The organism is Nucisporomicrobium flavum (assembly GCF_016464385.1).
Taxonomy (GTDB): Bacteria; Actinomycetota; Actinomycetes; order Mycobacteriales; family Micromonosporaceae; genus Actinoplanes; species Actinoplanes flavus_A.
In genome coordinates this window covers 16,472-33,071 of record NZ_JADMLH010000029.1, presented here as the reverse complement: position 1 = coordinate 33,071, position 16,600 = coordinate 16,472, and the positions used below count along the sequence as shown (strand labels likewise).

16 protein-coding genes are annotated in these 16,600 nt (G+C 72.6%); 8 read left to right on the top strand and 8 right to left on the bottom strand.

Annotated elements, in window-relative coordinates:
* Positions 1–13 precede the first annotated feature (13 nt).
* On the bottom strand, positions 14–670 hold the full coding sequence (locus tag IT780_RS38980; RefSeq protein ID WP_233414235.1) for an esterase/lipase family protein: 657 nt from the start codon (positions 668–670) through the stop codon (positions 14–16).
* 134 nt (positions 671–804) lie between these two features.
* On the bottom strand, positions 805–1,779 hold the full coding sequence (locus IT780_RS38975) for a hypothetical protein (protein WP_199516907.1): 975 nt from the start codon (positions 1,777–1,779) through the stop codon (positions 805–807).
* Positions 1,780–1,814: 35 nt separating this feature from the next.
* On the opposite strand from IT780_RS38975, the gene IT780_RS38970 reads away from it, so the two are divergent.
* A complete protein-coding gene (locus tag IT780_RS38970; RefSeq protein WP_199516906.1) occupies positions 1,815–2,924 on the top strand; it encodes a LuxR family transcriptional regulator in 1,110 nt (369 codons plus the stop codon).
* Here the strand turns inward: IT780_RS38970 and IT780_RS38965 are convergent.
* Entirely contained in the window at positions 2,921–4,042 is a 1,122-nt protein-coding gene (locus tag IT780_RS38965) for a glycerophosphodiester phosphodiesterase (protein WP_199516905.1), read from the bottom strand. The genes IT780_RS38970 and IT780_RS38965 overlap by 4 nt on opposite strands.
* 270 nt (positions 4,043–4,312) lie before the next feature.
* Here IT780_RS38965 and IT780_RS38960 point away from each other — a divergent pair, with 270 nt between their 5' ends.
* A complete protein-coding gene (locus IT780_RS38960) occupies positions 4,313–4,957 on the top strand; it encodes a DUF6392 family protein (RefSeq protein ID WP_199516904.1) in 645 nt (214 codons plus the stop codon).
* A 71-nt stretch (positions 4,958–5,028) separates the two neighbouring features.
* Positions 5,029–6,003, top strand: a complete 975-nt coding sequence (locus tag IT780_RS38955; RefSeq protein WP_199516903.1) for a carboxypeptidase-like regulatory domain-containing protein — start codon at positions 5,029–5,031, stop codon at positions 6,001–6,003.
* A gap of 93 nt (positions 6,004–6,096) precedes the next feature.
* Here IT780_RS38955 and IT780_RS38950 read toward each other — a convergent pair whose 3' ends face one another.
* The 4 genes from IT780_RS38950 to IT780_RS38935 are packed head-to-tail and all read right to left on the bottom strand — an operon-like array spanning position 6,097 to position 8,810.
* Positions 6,097–6,537: an SUKH-3 domain-containing protein gene (locus IT780_RS38950; protein ID WP_199516902.1), complete on the bottom strand. Its 441-nt coding sequence runs from the start codon at positions 6,535–6,537 to the stop codon at positions 6,097–6,099.
* Positions 6,538–6,547: 10 nt separating this feature from the next.
* A complete protein-coding gene (locus IT780_RS38945) occupies positions 6,548–7,393 on the bottom strand; it encodes an SAM-dependent methyltransferase (RefSeq protein WP_199516901.1) in 846 nt (281 codons plus the stop codon).
* Between the two features lie 20 nt (positions 7,394–7,413).
* Positions 7,414–7,857, bottom strand: a complete 444-nt coding sequence (locus IT780_RS38940; protein WP_233414234.1) for a DUF6069 family protein — start codon at positions 7,855–7,857, stop codon at positions 7,414–7,416.
* Complete coding sequence (locus IT780_RS38935; protein ID WP_443678603.1) at positions 7,857–8,810, bottom strand: RNA polymerase subunit sigma-70; 954 nt, start codon at positions 8,808–8,810, stop codon at positions 7,857–7,859. The genes IT780_RS38940 and IT780_RS38935 overlap by 1 nt, the downstream gene beginning before the upstream one ends.
* Positions 8,811–9,008: 198 nt before the next feature.
* Between IT780_RS38935 and IT780_RS38930 the strand changes: the two genes are divergently transcribed.
* From IT780_RS38930 to IT780_RS38915, 4 genes are all read left to right on the top strand, one after another.
* Positions 9,009–9,908, top strand: a complete 900-nt coding sequence (locus IT780_RS38930; protein ID WP_199516899.1) for a hypothetical protein — start codon at positions 9,009–9,011, stop codon at positions 9,906–9,908.
* A 253-nt stretch (positions 9,909–10,161) separates the two neighbouring features.
* Entirely contained in the window at positions 10,162–11,121 is a 960-nt protein-coding gene (locus IT780_RS38925) for a trypsin-like serine peptidase (protein WP_199516898.1), read from the top strand.
* 74 nt (positions 11,122–11,195) lie between these two features.
* Positions 11,196–11,558: a carboxypeptidase-like regulatory domain-containing protein gene (locus tag IT780_RS38920; RefSeq protein WP_199516897.1), complete on the top strand. Its 363-nt coding sequence runs from the start codon at positions 11,196–11,198 to the stop codon at positions 11,556–11,558.
* 177 nt (positions 11,559–11,735) lie between these two features.
* Positions 11,736–12,317, top strand: coding sequence for a hypothetical protein (locus IT780_RS38915; protein ID WP_199516896.1), 582 nt, complete (start codon positions 11,736–11,738; stop codon positions 12,315–12,317).
* A 118-nt stretch (positions 12,318–12,435) separates the two neighbouring features.
* Here the strand turns inward: IT780_RS38915 and IT780_RS38910 are convergent, their stop codons facing one another.
* On the bottom strand, positions 12,436–15,399 hold the full coding sequence (locus IT780_RS38910) for a glycine--tRNA ligase (RefSeq protein ID WP_199516895.1): 2,964 nt from the start codon (positions 15,397–15,399) through the stop codon (positions 12,436–12,438).
* 44 nt (positions 15,400–15,443) lie between these two features.
* Between IT780_RS38910 and IT780_RS38905 the strand changes: the two genes are divergently transcribed.
* Complete coding sequence (locus tag IT780_RS38905; RefSeq protein WP_233414233.1) at positions 15,444–16,595, top strand: acyl-CoA dehydrogenase family protein; 1,152 nt, start codon at positions 15,444–15,446, stop codon at positions 16,593–16,595.
* Positions 16,596–16,600 lie beyond the last annotated feature (5 nt).

Sequence of the window (16,600 nt, the reverse complement as noted above, 5' to 3'; positions counted from 1 at the left end):
CCGGCGGCGGTGCTCAGCTGGCCAGGAAGGTGCGGACCTGGGTGAGGATCGAGGTGTCGGTCAGGTACGTGAGGTGGTTCTCGCAGAGCACGTAGTTGTTCGTCGCCCCGCTGAGGACCGTGCTGGTGTACGGGATGATCACGCCGTCGCAGGGCGAGTACCACGTGGCGTAGCGGGTGCTGCCCGGCGTCTCGTCGCCCGCGCTGAGGGTGGCGATGAACGAGGAGCCCGGGTACATCTGCTGGCAGGTGATGAAGATCAGGCAGGCGCCCGCCGAGGTGGTGCCGTGGTTGGCGCCGGCCAGCGAGGCCAGGTGGCTCACGTACTGGGCGCCGCCGAGCTGCTTGACGTACCAGAGGCTGACCAGGCCGCCCATCGAGTGGTTGACGATGTCGACCTTGGCCGCCCCGGTGCGGCTGCGGACCTGGCTGACGAAGGTGGCGAGGCCGCGGGCGTTGGTGACGTTGTCGCCGTAGGAGTTGTACTCGTACGCGTACAGCTCGCTGCTGCTGTAGCCGGCCGCCCGGAACAGCGATTCGGCCGTGGTCCAGTTCGAGGCGTTCCCGGTGTAGCCGTGCACGAACACGACCGGCGTACGGGCGGCCGCGGCGGCCGGGGTGGCCGGCACGGCGGCGAGCGCGGCCACGACGGCGATCACGAGAGCGAACATCCGGCGCATGGAACCTCCAGGGGATCGGGTTCCTCGCAGCCTGCGGCGGCAATGGTTTTGACACATCGGTGAAATCACCGGCCTTGCCGCCCGGCCTCGCAGCATCGACACTTGTCGACATGGTCTTTGCACCTCTAGTGCAGGAATCTGTGGCGGCGACGCTGCCGCCGGACCTGGCCGGCGCGCTGCTCGAACTGGCCGGCGGGGACGAGGCCGCGCTGGCCGACCTGGCCGCGGCGCTCACGCCGCAGCAGATCCGCGGCGAGGCGCCGCCGCCGGTGACCCTGCCGCCCGCGAGCGCCCTGGGCCGCCGGCTGCGGGCCGCCCTCGCCGCGCTGCCCGGGACCGTCCGCTCGGCACTGCTGATCGCCGCGGCCGATCCGCAGCACGCGGACGGCGAGCTGCGCCTCGCCGAGGACGCCGGGCTGGTCCGGGTGCACGACGACGAGGTGGAGTTCGTCCCGGCCGTCCTGCGGTGGGTGGTGTACTACGACGCTCCCGCGGACGAGCGACGCGCGGTCCACGCGTGGCTGGCCCACGCCGGCGGTCCACGCGCGCTGCTGCACCGCGCCGCCGCCACGCCGGGATGCGACGACGCGCTCGCCGGGGAGCTGCTGGCCGCCGCCCGCGCGGCCCCTCCGGCGTACGCGGCCACGGCGCTGCGCCACGCGGCCCGGCTGACCACCGCGCCGGACGTGTCCGCGGACGCCCTGGTCGCGGCCGCCCGGCAGGCCTGGATGGCCGGCCGGCCGCACGAGGCCGGGGCGCTGCTGCGCGAGGTGGCCCACGTCCCGCGCACGCAGGCCCGGTCCCGGCGGCTGACCGGCGAGATGGAGGTCCGCGCGGGCGGCCCCGGCGACGGCCTCGACGACCTGCTCACGGCCGCGGCCCTGCTCGCCGCGGACGACATCGCCGCGTCGCTGGACGCCCTGCTGCTCGCCGGCGAGGCCCTGCAGCGCGCGGGCGACCACGCCCGGTACGCCGAGGTGGCCCGGCGGGTCCTCGCGCTGCGCCGCGGCACCGAGCCGCCCGCGCTGGAACTCGCCTTCGACCAGGTGGCCGGCCTGTCCGAGCTGTACGCCGGTGACTACGCGACCGGCTTCGGCCACCTGCGGCACGTGCTGCGCCTCGCCACCTGCGGCACGTGCTGCGCCTCGCCACCCGCGTCGACGACCCGGCCGCGCTCGTCCGGGCCGCCACGGCCGGCATCCTCGTCGGTGACGGCCCGGCCGCGCACGCCCTGGCGGCGCGGGCCGTGCGGATCGCCCGTACCCGAGGGGAGCTGGCGCTCGTGCCGCACGGCCTGGAGATCGCCGCCTTCGCGGGCCTGGCCGCCGGCCACTACGACGCGGCGACCGCCGACGCCACCGAGGGCGCCACCCTGGCCGCGGCGACCGGCCAGCCCGGGCCGGCGCAGGTCCACTTCGGCATCCTGGCCGTACTGGCCGCCCTGCTGGGCGACCGGGAGACCGCGACGCTACGGGTACGCCAGGCCGGCACCCACGACAGCACGGCCGGGCCGGGCCAGGCGCGGGCGCTGTGCGAGTGGGCGCTGGCCCTGCTGGACCTCATCGAGGGACGCCCCGCCGCCACGGTGGAGCGGCTCGACCGGATCATGGTCGCCCGGTCCGGGCACGGCAACGCGGTGCTGCAGGTCGCGGCCACCCCACACCTCGTCGAGGCGGCGTGGCGCGGCGGCCGTCCCGGGCCCGGACCGCGGATCCTGGCCGCCCTCGTCCCGTTCGAGCGGTGGACGACCGGCACCGGGCAGCCGCCGTGGCTGGCGCTGCGGTCGCGGTGCCGGGCGCTGGTCGCGGCGGACGGCGACACCGCCGACGGCCACTTCCGGGAGGCGCTGGCCCAGCACCTGCGCGGCGACGGCGACTTCGCGCGAGCCCACACCGAGCTGCTCTACGGCCGGGAGCTGCGCCGCCGCCGACGCCCGGGAGCCGCCCGGGAGCACCTGCGCAGCGCGGCCGAGACGTTCACCCTGCTCGACGCGCGGCCGTGGGCGGCACAGGCCGATGTGGAGCTGCGCGCGGCCGGGGCCCCCGTACCCGATCGGCCGCCGACCGCGGAACTCACCGCCCAGCAGGAGCGGATCGCCCGGCTGGTGGCCGGCGGGGCCACCAACCGGGAGATCGCCCAGCAGCTCTACCTGAGCCCGCGGACCGTCGACCACCACCTGCGTAACGTGTTCGCGCGGCTCGGCGTCCGCTCCCGCACCGAGCTGGCGAGGCGGTTCTCGCCCTAGGCCGGCTGGAACGCCACGCTGCGGGCCAGGACGCCGATGTCGGCCTGGTCGGTGAAGAGGCCGTCGATTCCGGTACGCAGGAAGGCGACCTGCTCGTCGATGGCGCGCCCGTACGCGGCGGGGTCGGTGCCCACCCGGTAGTCAGCCGGCAGGAACTGGTTCTCCGCGCGAAACGTGTACGGGTGCACCACCAGCCCGGCCGCGTGCGCATCGCCGACGAGGCTGGTCGGCGTACCCAGGGTGCCGTCGGCGTTGCGCCCGATCACCTGGTTCTTGTCCGGCCCGATGCCGTGCGCGTAACGGGCCAGCTCGCGCAGGCCCGCCGGGGTGAGGTAGTCGGCGTAACTGCGCGGATCGCCGTACGGGGAACCGCTCGCGCTGGTCAGGAACACCATCGGCGTGCGCAGCTTGTACTGCTCGTGCAGCAGCCGCAGGTTCCCCGCCTCGAACGACTGCACGAACACCGGGGCGTCGCGGCGGTCCAGCCCGTTGCGGCGCAGCGTCCGCACCAGCGGCGTCTCCAGCTCCAGCCCGAGCCCGCGGAAGTACGTCGGATGCTTGGTCTCCGGGTACACGCCGATCTCCCGGTCCAGCTCGCGGGAGAGGCGTTTGCGCAGGTCCAGCACCTCCTGGAAGGTCGGCACCCGGAACAGCCCGTCGTAGAGGGTGTTGTGCTGGCGCACCTGGGGGATGCGCTCGGTGGCCCGCAGCGTCCTCAGCTCGGCGAGCGTGAAGTCGTGGGTGAACCAGCCGGTCGTCGTGACGCCGTCGAGCACCACCGTGCGCCGCCGCGACGCGAACTCCGGGCGGGACGCGACGTCGGTCGTACCGCCGATCTCCGGCTCGTGCCGGGCCACCAGCACGTGGTCCTTGGTGGCCACCAGGTCCGGTTCGATGAAGTCCGCGCCCATGCGGGCGGCCAGCTCGTACGAGGCCAGCGTGTGCTCGGGCCGGTACCCGGACGCGCCGCGGTGCCCGATGACCAGGGACGGCTGCCGGCCGTGGCCGGGCCCGTGCGGGTGCGGTCCGGCCGGCGCGGGAGCCGCGGTCGCTCCCAGCACCGCGGGCGCTCCGGCGGCCAGCGCTGACAAGCGCAGCACCTGTCGGCGGTCTGCCACGTTCTCCTCCTGTCCGCGGGCGCCGGCGCGGTTCGCCAGCCTCCCGCCAGGAGTCCAAACGATCACCGCGACCGGGTGGCGACGACGCCGTGACGGGTACGCGAACGGCGCGGAAAGGAATCGGCGGCCGGACGCCACGGTTGAGCCGGCCGTCCAGGGGGAACCAAATGATGGCGGTCATCGCCCGTTCGTCCGGTTGAGGCGGATCCGGACGCGGCTTACGGTGGTGGCCCGAACGCTCACCGTGATCAACCGTCGTGGAGTGTCACCATGGGTTTCCCCGAGCGTCGAGCCGAGCCTGGTTCCGAGCGTCGTGCCGAACAGCACGGGACGCGGGCCTCGCGCTCCGAGGACCGGTACGGCGCCAAGCCGGGCCCGCGTTCCGGCTGCTCCAACGAGCCCCTGTACGCCCCCAGCCAGCGCCCCACCCCGGCTCCGGCTCCGGCCGCCGCGCGGCGGGTCGGGCGTACCGATGTCACCCAGCTGCTGGGCCGCAGCGTGCTCGAGGCCCGCACCCAGCGGATCTGTGCGGAGTACGGCCTCGTGCCCAGCTCCGGGGCGGCGCTCTCCCGCTCGTACCTCGCCCGTGAGACCGGCGTGGAGCTCGCGGCGGACGCCCACGGCACGGTGACAACCGTGTTCCTGCATTTCCACGGCGACGATGGCTTCGAGGCGTACCGGGGCGAGATTCCCGGCGGCGGCGGGCACGTGGCCCGGCGCAGCAGCCTGTGGGCGATGCTCGGCCGCCCGGACGAGACGGGCGACCCGTACCGCGACCGCTTCCTCGGCGACTACGGTCCCTGGGACAGGTGGCTCCTGACCAGCTTCACCCTCCACGCCCAGTACGCGACCGACGCGGAGACCCTGGACCGGATCACCGTCTCTCCGCCGGACCACTTCCCCCGCGCCGCCTGACCACCGGCTCCCCATCGACGGCGGTTGGTCTACGCTGCACCGGTTCGTCGATCGATCACGGGGAGCAATGGATGTCCGTTCGTACGTTGACCGGAGCGGCGCTGGCCGTGACCGCCGGACTCGCGTCGGTGGCGCTCGGTTCGCCGGCACGCGCGGCGGAGGCGCAGCCCGACGTCAGGACCGCCGTCGCGTTCAGCCAGGAGACCGGCAAGGTCGGCGACACGGTGACGGTCACGGTCACGGTGTCCAACACCGGCACCGCGACGGCCGAGGACGTGTCGGTGCGGCGGGAATGGGACGACGCCCTGACCTGGACGTCGCCCGCCCTCGCCGGCGGCCCCGCCTTCGACCTCGCGGCCGGGGAGTCCAAGGTGCTCACCCGCACCGGCACCATCCCGGAGAAGGCGCTCACCGACGGGTACATCCAGGTGCTGTACTTCCTCGCCGCCGCCAACACCGACAAGAACATCAACGACAACATCGCGTACCGCAGCATCCGGGTCCCGGGCCGGGCCGGCGACTACACGGTCCACGTCGTCGACGCCGGGACCAACGCCGGCGTCCCCGGGGCCGTCGTCGAGTTCACCGAGCTCTCCAACAGCCCCGGCAACGTCTCGGCGCGGATCACCAGCGACGCCGCCGGCAACGCCCGGCTGACGGGCACCCAGGTCGGCCGGTACGACCTGAAGGTCACCGCGCCCGCCGGCTGGCGGACGGGCGAGGTGTCCCACGCGCAGGTCAACGTCAAGGTGGAGCCGGACGACTTCACCTTCAAGCTCGAGCGCACCGGCGAGCCGACGGCCGCACCGAGCGCGCCGACGCCGTCCCCGTCCGCCGGCGGTGACCAGCCGGGCGCCACGGCCGGCCCCTCCGCGTCGGCCCCCGCTCCCGGCACCGGCTCCGGCGGTGGCGACGACGGCGGCCTGCCGGTCACCGGCTCCGCCACGACGGTGGTCGCCGTGACGGGCGTGGGACTGCTGATGGCCGGAGCGGCGGCGTTCCTGCTCGCACGGCAGCGGCGGACCCGCTTCACCCCCGCCGACTGATCACCCCGCGACGATCCCCGGTCCGGAGGCTCCGCGCCGGGGCGGGGATCACGGCCATCGGCACGACGCGGGTCATCCGCCTGTGGAGCGGCGTCAGGCGATGTCGGCGGGCATGTAACCGAGGACGAGCCGGTCGAGCGCCGCCGGCATGCGCCCGAAGGTGGCGAGCCCGTCGATCACCGCGTACATCTCGCCGTGTTCGTCGAGGCCGAGGTTGGCCCACGAGTGGGTGTCACCGGCGAGCACCCCGATCGGAGCGATGCTGCGGCCGGTGCTGTGACTCCAGTCGACGAACCGGTCGCCCTCGCCCGTGCAGTCCGTCGGCACCAGCGACACCGATTCGCGAGCGCGCGTCACCCCCGGCCCGCCGTACGGAATCCGCAGCCCACCGTATTCGGCCAGGAAGGCGACCGCGAGGGGATGCGGCCGCGGGAATCCGTCGGCAGTCAATTCTTCCGTCCACGGTGACGTGTCGATGGAGCGCCCGGCGTGCCATCCGGCCTTCGTCAGGATGCGGCGGGTCCGCCAACGCACGGCTGAGCTGCTAGTCCGCGGCCGGTACGGGCTTGCGCGCGACGCCACCGTAGACGGAGACCTGGTCGTCGGCCGGCGCCGGCTGGTCACGGGGGTCGCCGAGGTCGGGCCGCCAGGCGGGCAGGATCCGCAGCCCGGGATCGACCAGCTCCAGGCCGGTGAAGAACCGCTCGATCACCGGCCGCGGGCGGACCTGCATGGTGACACCCTGGCGGCGGTAGATCTGCGCCACCTGCTCCCACGCCTCCGGCCGGAAGTCCCCGGTGAGGTGCGACAGGGCCAGGTAGCTGCCGGGCGGGAGCGCCGCCAGGAGCCGCTCCACGATCGCCCCCGGATCGTGCTCGTCGCCGATGAAGTGGAGGATCGCGATGAGCAGCAGGCCCACGGGCCGGTCCAGATCGAGGGTGTCGCGCAGCGTCGCCGAACCGAGGATCGTGTCGACGTCGCGCAGGTCCGCATCGATGTAGTCGGTCCTGCCGTCGGGGTGGCTGGTCAGCAGGGCGCGGGCGTGTGCCAGCACGATCGGGTCGTTGTCCACATAGACCACGCGGGACCGGGGATTGATCTCCTGCGCCACGTGGTGGACGTTCGGCGCGCTGGGGATCCCGGTGCCGATGTCGAGGAACTGATCGATGCCCTGTTCGGCCAGGAACCGTACGGCCCGGCGCAGGAACAGCCGGTTCTCCCGGGGCGGGATCCGGCTGTCCGGGTTGGCCTGCAACCCCCGCTGGGCCGCCTCGCGATCGGCCGCGAAGTTGTCCTTGCCGCCGAGCAGGTAGTCGTACACCCGGGCGGGGTGCGGCCGATCGGTGCCCAGGTCGACGCCGGCGCCGTTCGTCTCACGCTGCTCGGCCATCCGTGGAGCCCCCTTCGCCGCTACGTGCGGGCCTGATCTTCGCAGAAAGCATCGACGACGGCCATGGCGGGAGCGCCGCCCCCGTGGGCCGGCCGCAGGCCGCGCGTCAGGGCCGGGATCATCACCGCCGCGGCGACGAGGTGCAGCCCGATCAGTGCGGCGACAGTGGCGGCGTCCGACCCGGACAGTACGGGCGGGACCAGCGAGAGAGCCGTCAGCGCCGTCGCCGTCCCCAGGAACCGCCGTACCGGCCGGGCACTCCACCGCTGCAGGGCGCCGGCGATGACGAGGCCCACGACGGAGAAGAAGCCGGTCACCACCGCGAACCCCGGCAACGGGATCGGCTCGCCCCCGGCGGGCATCTCGAAGGTCACACCGGCGGCCCGGGCGAGCGCTGCGGCGAGGACGGTGGCTGCCATGGCCGCGAGCGTGGCGACGACGCCGCTGACGACGAGGCGGCGCATCACGCCGTACCCTCCGCCGGCAGCCGCTCCGGAAGGCCGAGCCGCGGGAACTGGTCGGCGTGGAACGTCACGATCTCCGTGATCGCCCCGCCGGTGATGCGCAGGACGTCGAGCGTCAGTGGCACGTACGCGCCCTCGTCCTCCCGCCACAGGTAGAAGCCGACGGCCGGCTGCCGGTTCACCGAGGCCGGTACGGCCCGCAGCGCCCCGAGGCTCTCGAAGCCGTCCTGGATCCAGTCGTTCACCACCGCGTCGCGGCCGAGGTGCAGGCCCGGTGTGGGCGGCATCGAGCAGCGCACGTCGTCCCGCAGCAGCGCGGCGAGCCCACCGACGTCCTTGGCCACGCTCGCCTCGGTGAAGCGGCGTACCAGCTCCCGCGTCCCGGCATCCTCCTCGCCGCCGGTCCAGTCCTGCCGTTCGGCGGGCAGATGCTCCCGCATCCCGGCCCGGGCCCGCTGCAGCGCGCTGTTCACGGAGTTGACCGAGTCCCCGAGCAGCTCCGCAACCTCCTTCGCCGGCCACCCGAGCACGTCCCGCAGGATCAGCGCGGCCCGCGGCCGTGGCGCCAGATGCTGGACCGCGACCAGGTACGCCAGCTCGATCGTCTCCCGCGCGACGGCGACGGCCTCCGGAGCGTCCGCGTCACCCGCGGGCACCTCGTCGAGCAACCGGTCCGGGTACGGCTGCAGCCACCGCACCTCGCCCCCGGTGGCGGGCTCCGGCCGCCGCTTGGCGAGCAGGTCCAGGCACGCGTTCGTGGCGATGCGGTACAGCCAGGCCCGGAACGTCGACCGCCCCTCGAAGGTCTCCCGGCGCCGCCAGGCCCGCAGGAACGTCTCCTGCACGGCGTCCTCGGCGTCCTCGAACGACCCGAGCATCCGGTAGCAGTGCACGTGCAGCTCCCGCCGGTGCCGCTCGGCCATCCCGGAGAAGCCCGGCTCATCCAACCCCATCACGTCGAGCTCCCCCACCCGCAGGTCCGTGTCCATCGCGCCATCCTTCCGCCTCACCATGCTCTGTCCCTGGTATGACGGGCGCGGGCGTCAGAACTCATCACCGCCGGCCACCGGCGAAACCGGGTGCCCGGGGATCGATGCCGTCCTCTAGCCTGGTGGCGTCGTAGCCGGGGGCGACGAGGACGGGTGGTGCTGATGCGAGCCGACGGAGACGAGCAGGACTCCCCGCCGGGCCCCGACGAGGATGCCCGCCCGGCCCCGCCGCGCAGCGGTTTTCTCCATCGGCTCGAGAACCGCCCCGGCCTGTCCGCCCTCGTGGCCCTGGCGTCCTTCGCCGCCCTGGGGGTCGGCGTGCTGGCCGCGGTGCCCGACTGGCGGGACATGCTCTCGAGCGGGGACCCACCACCCGCCGTCCAGGCGCTGCGACCGGAGGCACCGTCCTCCTACCCCGTGGAGACCGCGGCTGTCCGCGCCCTCGACCTGGTCGTCCGCGACCCGCTCCACACCGGCGAACCCGACGACCCGGACGCGCCCCTCACGCCGCCCGCCGTCGAGATCACCGTCCACAACAGCGGCACCCGCCGATCCGTGATCACCCGCGTGGGCATCACCGTCGAGGACACCGCGGTGATCTCTCAATGCGGCGCGCAAGGCAACTCCGTACCCGTGTCCGCGACGTACGACGTCGTCCTCCCCCCGGCCCCCGCCGCCGGCGACGTGTTCCGGGTCCCGGTGAGCCAGCAGCAGGCGGCCGACGAGGCGGACCGCTTCGCCCTGCTCCTCGGCACCTCCGAGCGCGCGACCCCGACCGCGGTCCACCTGTACCGCCTGCGTTTCGACCTCGAGGCCGACGGCAGCAGGACCAGAATTCCCGCCGGCACCGCGGTGGTGACCCTGCCGCTCTCGCTCCGCGAGGGCGACGGCTACTTCTGGAGCGAGATCTACGACAGCGGCGAGGCCACGGTCCCGGACAGCCCCGGGGTGGAGGAAACCGTCGCCTGCCTGAGGGACAACAGCCGGACGATCAAGCGGGTGCTCGGCTCCGGCGCGGAGCTCTCCCCCAAGCTCGCGAAGGCCGCACCCACCCTCCGTTGATCCCTGCCGCTGTTTCCGATCGCCGGCCGCCTGGACATCAATCGTGGATCATTCATCTCGCGAATTCGGCACTGCAGATCGGGCGCGGAGTCCGTTTCCGGGCCGCTGATACGAACAGTCACGAAAGATTCGCTGTCGACATAGCGGTTGTTGCTCGACGCCATTGATCGTTGACTTCCCTCATTCGCGTGGCGAAAGCCACGGCTGCGATCCCGGAAATGGATCCGGGACGAGGCGAACGAGGGGAGCTCCTATGCGATCGGGAAACCGTGAGACGTGGACGCGCTGGTGTCGCGGGAGCATCGCCGCGCTGACCGCGACGGCCGCCACCGCGCTGATCATGGCCGCCGCTCCGGCCGGCGCCGAAGCGGCAGCCCCGGCACCGGCCGGGGACGGCGCGGTCACCATGGTCAACGGTGCCGGCAGGACGATCACCATCCCGCCGTCGCTGGCCGCGGCGGCGCTGGCGAAGTCCTCGGCCGGCGCGGCCGGTCGTGCGGTGGGCGCCCGGGCCGGTGCCACCAAGCCGAACCCCGGCATGGCCGGCTCGGTGATCGGCGGCGATGACCGGGTGCGGGAGGGCGTGCCGGGGGACTACCCGTGGCGCTCGATCGTCTACCTGTCGACCAACCAGGGTCAGTGCACCGGCTTCATGCTCAGCCGCGACGTCGTGGTGACCGCGGGCCACTGCGTGTACGAAGGCGGCTGGGTGACCTCGTACACGGCGGTCCCGGGCAAGAACGGCAGCAGCCAGCCGTACGGGTCGTGCAGCGGCGGCATCAACGACGTGTGGACCACCTCGAACTGGATCTCCACGGGTTCGCCGGACTACGACTACGGGCTGGTCAAGCTGACGTGCGACATCGGCAACACCGTGGGCTGGTTCGGCTGGTGGTACAACACCGGTGAGACGCTGACCGGGCAGTACTTCTACGTCGAGGGCTACCCCGGCGACAAGCCGTACGCGACGATGTGGTGGGACGGCGACCCGATCTCCAGCCAGTCCGCGACCCGCCTGTCGTACCAGATCGACACCTACAACGGCCAGAGCGGCTCGCCGCTCTACCACTACAACTCCACCACGGCCGGGCTCTGCGGCGGCTGGTGCGTGACCGGCATCCACACCAACGGAGCGGTCAACAACCAGAACAGCGGCACCCGGTTCACCCCGGATGTCATGTCCTTCATCAACTACTGGGTGAACCAGCCGTAGCGGCGGTTGGTCCGGTGGGGGCGGGCCCCGGCCCGTCCCCACCGCAGTGTTTCCGCTGCTGATGGGGGGACGCCATGGCGACCTGGACGGGACGCACCTCAGTGGCCGTGCTGACGATCGCCTTACTCGCCGCGTGCACGGCCGATCAGCCCCGGCCCCCGGCGGCCAGCGCGGTGTGGGGAACCGTCACGGGCACGGTCCGCAACACCGCCGGCAGCCCTACTCCCGGCGTGCTCGTGGTGCCGGCGCCGGCCGACGCGTCCACACCTGCGGCGCCTGAGAAGGCGATCTTCACCGACGACGCCGGCCGGTACCAGTGGCAGCTGATGCCCGGCCGGTACGTCATGGTGGCCCGCCACGCGGATCGGGCGTCGGCGGGCGTGACGGTGACGGTGACGGCGGGTCAGCGGGCGTACGCGGACCTCACCATCGACTGAGCCGGCCATCGCGCTCCTGCCGACAGCGTGAAAGTGGTGGCCGGGACGACGTCATGAAGACCTCGAAGACCCTCGCCAAGCCGCGCTGCCGCCCACGTCGAGCCACGCCGGTCGCGCGAGCCATCCCGGCCCTTCACCACGTCGACGCCAACCGCTACGCAGGATGGGTTCATTGACATGCGTCGACAAGCCCTGTTCAATGGCGGCTCAGTGATCTACAAATCGGGGAGTGATATGTCAAGGCGTCTGAAATCGCATGTGATCGGATTTACTCGGTCCTGGTCGCTGGGCACGTCGAGCGCGGCCCGCGGGGGCGATGCCAAGCGGCGTGCCGCAGCTTGGTTCGCGGCGCTCATCCTGGGACTTTCCGGCAGCTTCGTTTTCGCACAGCCCGCCATGGCGTCGTCATTTCCTATCTCCGTGTCGTATTCTCACGCCGGAGGGGCACTGGCCGTCAAGGTGACGACCAGCGGAAACTTCCTGGAACGTTCCGTTTCTGTTGCCGGTCCGCACGGTTACTGCATAGCGAATCACCAATGCGAAATCCTCTTCGCGGCCTATGCGGATCCCGAGCTGAACAACTTGCTGGACAGTAAGACGTTCCTCATGGATACCCGGGGTAAGGGTTCGACGGACTACTTCTTCAATGGCTTCACCCTGGACGGCAGCTGTTGCCGCGGTGGGATCGGCGCCGTCGTCGTCTACGCCATCGACATAACGCACAACGCGAACACGGGAACCGAATACGGCAGGCGTTAGTCGACGAGTTTCTCCCGCTCCGGCGGCGCCCCGGCCGCGGCCGGGGCGGCGCCGCCGGGGCGTGCCGACGGGCGTGGCGATAGTCGGCTGCGCAGTCCGATGACTATCGCAACAAGGGTCAGAGCCGCAGCTGGGCCCAGTCCAGCAGCCCCTCCCCCAGATCCCGCACCGCCGCCAGCAACCCCAGGCGCGCCTCCCGGACCGCGGGCTCGTCGGCCATCACGTACACCTCCGCGAAGAAGGTGTTGATCGGCGCGGTCAGCGTGCCCGCGACTTCCGTGAACCAGCCCAGGTCGGGCCGCCCGTCGAGCCGCTCACGGACCTGCGACACCGCCTCGTGCAGCGCCACCTCAGCCGGTTCCTTCAGCTGCGCCGGGTCGTACGTGGCGGCCGTGCCGGCCGGGACGATGCGGCGGGCCCGCTGGATGGCCTCCGCCAGGTCCCGGAAGGTCCCGTCGGCGACCAGCCGGCCGAGCTGGGCCAGGAGGCGGTCCGCCACCGAGGGGCGGCCGGCGTGGGGCAGCACCGCGCGGACCCGGTCCACCGGGTGGCCCTCCTCGGTCAGCACCTGCTCGAGGCGGCGCGTCAGGAACTCCCGCACCTCGGCCTTCACCGCCGGATCGACCTCGACCGGCTGCAGCGACGCCGCCCGGTCCAGCGCTTCGAAGAGGTCGATGGCCGACAGGTCCGGGTGGGCGCGGTGCACGGCGAGCAGGCCGAGGACGGCCCGGCGTACCGCGAACGGGTCGCTGCTGCCGGTCGGCAGGCCGGTCGTCGCCGCCAGGCCCGCGATCAGGTCGAGGCGGTCGGCCAGCGACAGCAGGGCACCGGGTACGGACTCCGGCAGGTCGTCGCCGGTCTGGCGGGGCAGCTCCGTCTCGTGGAGCGCCTGCGCGACTTCCGGGGACTCGCCCGCGTGGGTGGCATAGTCGCGGGCCATCACGCCCGCCAGGCTCGTCATCTCCGTGACCAGGTGGGAGCCGAGGTCGAACTTGACCAGCTCGCCGGCCCGTGCGGTGGTCTCGGTGTCGGCCTCGGGCACGTCCGCGGCCGTGGCGAGGAAAGCGCTCAGCGTGGCGATGCGGGTCGCGCGGTCGGCCATCGAGCCGAGCTTGTCGGTGAAGGTGAGCCGGTGCAGCTTCTCCCGCATCTCGGCGACCGGTGTGTCGCGGTCGGCGCGGTAGAAGAACGCCGCGTCCTCGTAGCGGGCGCGCAGCACCGCCTCGTTGCCGGCGCGGACCAGGTCCACGTCGACGGGCCCGTTGGCGACGGTCACGAACATCGGCAGCAGGGCGCCGGCGTCGTCGCGTACGGGAAGGTATCTCTGGTGTTTGCGCATCACCGTCGTGAGCACCGCGCCGGGCAGGTCCAGGTAGCTGTCGTCGAAGCGGCCCAGCAGCGGGGTGGGCTGCTCGACGAGGTAGCTGATCTGGTCGATGAGCGCGTCCTCGGCGACCACGTCGACGCGGCCCTCGCCGTACACGAGGTCCTGGGCGCCGGAGATGATCAGCTCGCGCCGGTCGTCCGGGTCGGCGACGATGCCGTTGACCGAGATGGTCTCCATGAACGTCTCCGCGGAGGCGATGCGCAGCTGCGGCGCCTGCGCGGTGCGCAGCACGCGGGTCTCGCGACCGGCTTCGAGCGCGCCGACCGCGACCGGCACGACCTGGTCTCCCCAGAGCGCGACCAGCCAGCGGACCGGCCGGGTGAAGGCGAGGCGCGGGTCGTTCCAGCGCATGTTCTTCGCCGAGCGCAGGCCGGCGACGACCCGGGCCAGCACCGGGCCGAGCACGGCGGTCGCCGCGCCGCCCGCGACGTGCCGCCGGACCACCAGGTGGGCGACGCCGCCGACGTCAGCGGTTTCCAGCGACTCCAGGGGTACGCCCTGAGAACGCGCGAAACCTTCGCGGGCCTTCTCCGGCGCTCCCTCCCGCGGTCCCTTCACGGTGTGCGTGTAGTCCTCCTCGCGCGCCGCCACCCCCGTGACCACGGCGACGAGCCGGCGCGGGGTGGCGTGCACGCGGACGTCGCCGTGGGCGAGGCGGGTCCGGCCGAGCTGCTCGGTCAGGTCGCGCCGGAGCTGCTCGCGGGCCGTACGGGCCTCGGACGGCGGCATCTCCTCGGTGCCGATCTCGAACACCAGCGTCCGGGCGCGGTCGTCGCCGGACAGGGCGGGCGCGGCCAGCGGCACGGCGGCCTCCGGGAGCGGCTCCGCCTCGCCCAGCGGGTGCCCGAGCTCCTCGCGGCGGGCCTTCCACAGCCGGGCGACGTCACCCGCGAGGCGGCGCATCCGGGCGAACTCGGCGGCCCGGTCGGCGGTGGAGACGGCGCCTCGGGCGTCCAGCACGTTGAACGCCTGCGAGCACTTGAGGACGTACGAGTGCGCGGGCACCGGCAGGCCGGCGTCGATCATCCGCTGTGCCTCGCCCGCGTACAGCTCGAGCAGCCGGCGGTTGGCCGTCACGTCCGCGTCGTCCAGGTAGTAGCGCGACATCTCGTACTCCGCTTGGCCGAACACCTCGCCGTAGCTGACGCCGGGCGCGTACTCGATGTCCTTGAAGTGGGTGACGCCCTGCAGCGCCATGATGATGCGCTCCACGCCGTACGTGATCTCCACCGAGACCGGGTCGAGCTCGAGCCCGCCGGCCTGCTGGAAGTACGTGAACTGGGTGATCTCGAGGCCGTCGAGCCACACCTCCCAGCCCAGCCCCCACGCGCCGAGCGCCGGCGAGGCCCAGTTGTCCTCGACGAAGCGCACGTCGTGCGCGGCGACGTCGATGCCGAGCGCGGCCAGGCTCCCCAGGTACAGCTCCTGCGGGTTGCCCGGGTCGGGCTTGAGCACGACCTGGAGCTGCGTGTGGGTCTGCAGGCGGTTCGGGTTCTCGCCGTAGCGGGCGTCGTCGGGCCGCACGGACGGCTCGGGGTACACCACGCGCCACGGTTCGGGCCCCAGCACGCGCAGGAACGTGGCCGGGTTCAGGGTGCCCGCCCCGACCTCGGTGTTCATCGGCTGGACGACCAGGCAACCCTGATCACTCCAGTACGCGGTGAGCCGGGCGAGCGCGTCCTGCATGGTGAGCATGAGGCGGAAGTCTAATGAGCCCCCGGCGCGGGTATGACCCGATCATGTCCGAGCTGCTCGTGGGTGACCTCTACCGCTTCCAGGACCTGTTGAGCCGGGAGGAGGCGGACACCGTCGCCCGGGTCCGCGACTTCCTCGCGGCCGAGGTGATCCCCATCGCCAACGACCATTGGGCGCGCGCCGAGTTCCCGTTCCAGCTGATCAAGGGGTACGCCGGCCTGGGGCTGGCCGGGAAGACGTACTCCAACCTGTGCTCGGGCTGGCTCGCGCTGGAGATGGCCCACGCGGACGCCTCGATGGCCACGTTCTACGGCGTGCACTCGGGCCTGGCGATGGGCAGCATCGAGACGTGCGGCTCCCCCGAGCAGCAGGAACGCTGGCTGCCGCGGATGACGACGTTCGACCAGATCGGCGCGTTCGCGCTCACCGAACCCACGGGCGGCTCCGACGTGGCGGCCGGCCTGCGCACCACGGCCCGCCGCGACGGCGACCACTGGGTCCTCAACGGCGAGAAGCGCTGGATCGGCAACGCCACGTTCGCCGACCTCATCGTGGTCTGGGCCCGCGACGAGCAGGACAACCAGGTCAAGGGCTTCGTCGTCGGCAAGGACAATCCCGGGTACACGGCCACGAAGATCGAGAACAAGATCGCGTTGCGCATCGTGCAGAACGCCGACATCACGCTGACCGGCTGCGTGGTGCCGGAGTCCGACCGGCTGCAGAACGCCCGGACGTTCAAGGACACCGCGAAGATCCTGCGCCAGACCCGCAGCGGCGTGGCCTGGCAGGCGGTCGGGGTCATGCTCGCGGCGTACGAGATCGCGCTGGAGTACGCCAAGCAGCGCGAGCAGTTCGGCCGCCCGATCGGCAAGTTCCAGCTGGTCCAGGACCTGCTCGTACGCATGCTCGGCAACGTGACGGGCTCGCTCGGCATGTGCGTACGCCTGGCCCAGCTGCAGGACGCGGGCGAGTTCCGCGACGAGCACTCGGCGCTGGCGAAGGCGTACACGACGACCCGCATGCGCGAGGTGGTCGGCTGGGCCCGGGAGCTGCTGGCGGGCAACGGCATCGTGCTCGACTACGACATCGGCCGCTTCGTGGCGGACGCCGAGGCGCTGTACTCGTACGAGGGCACCCGCGAGATCAACAGCCTCATCGTGGGGCGCGCGGTGACGGGCCTGAGCGCCTTCGTCTGACGGGC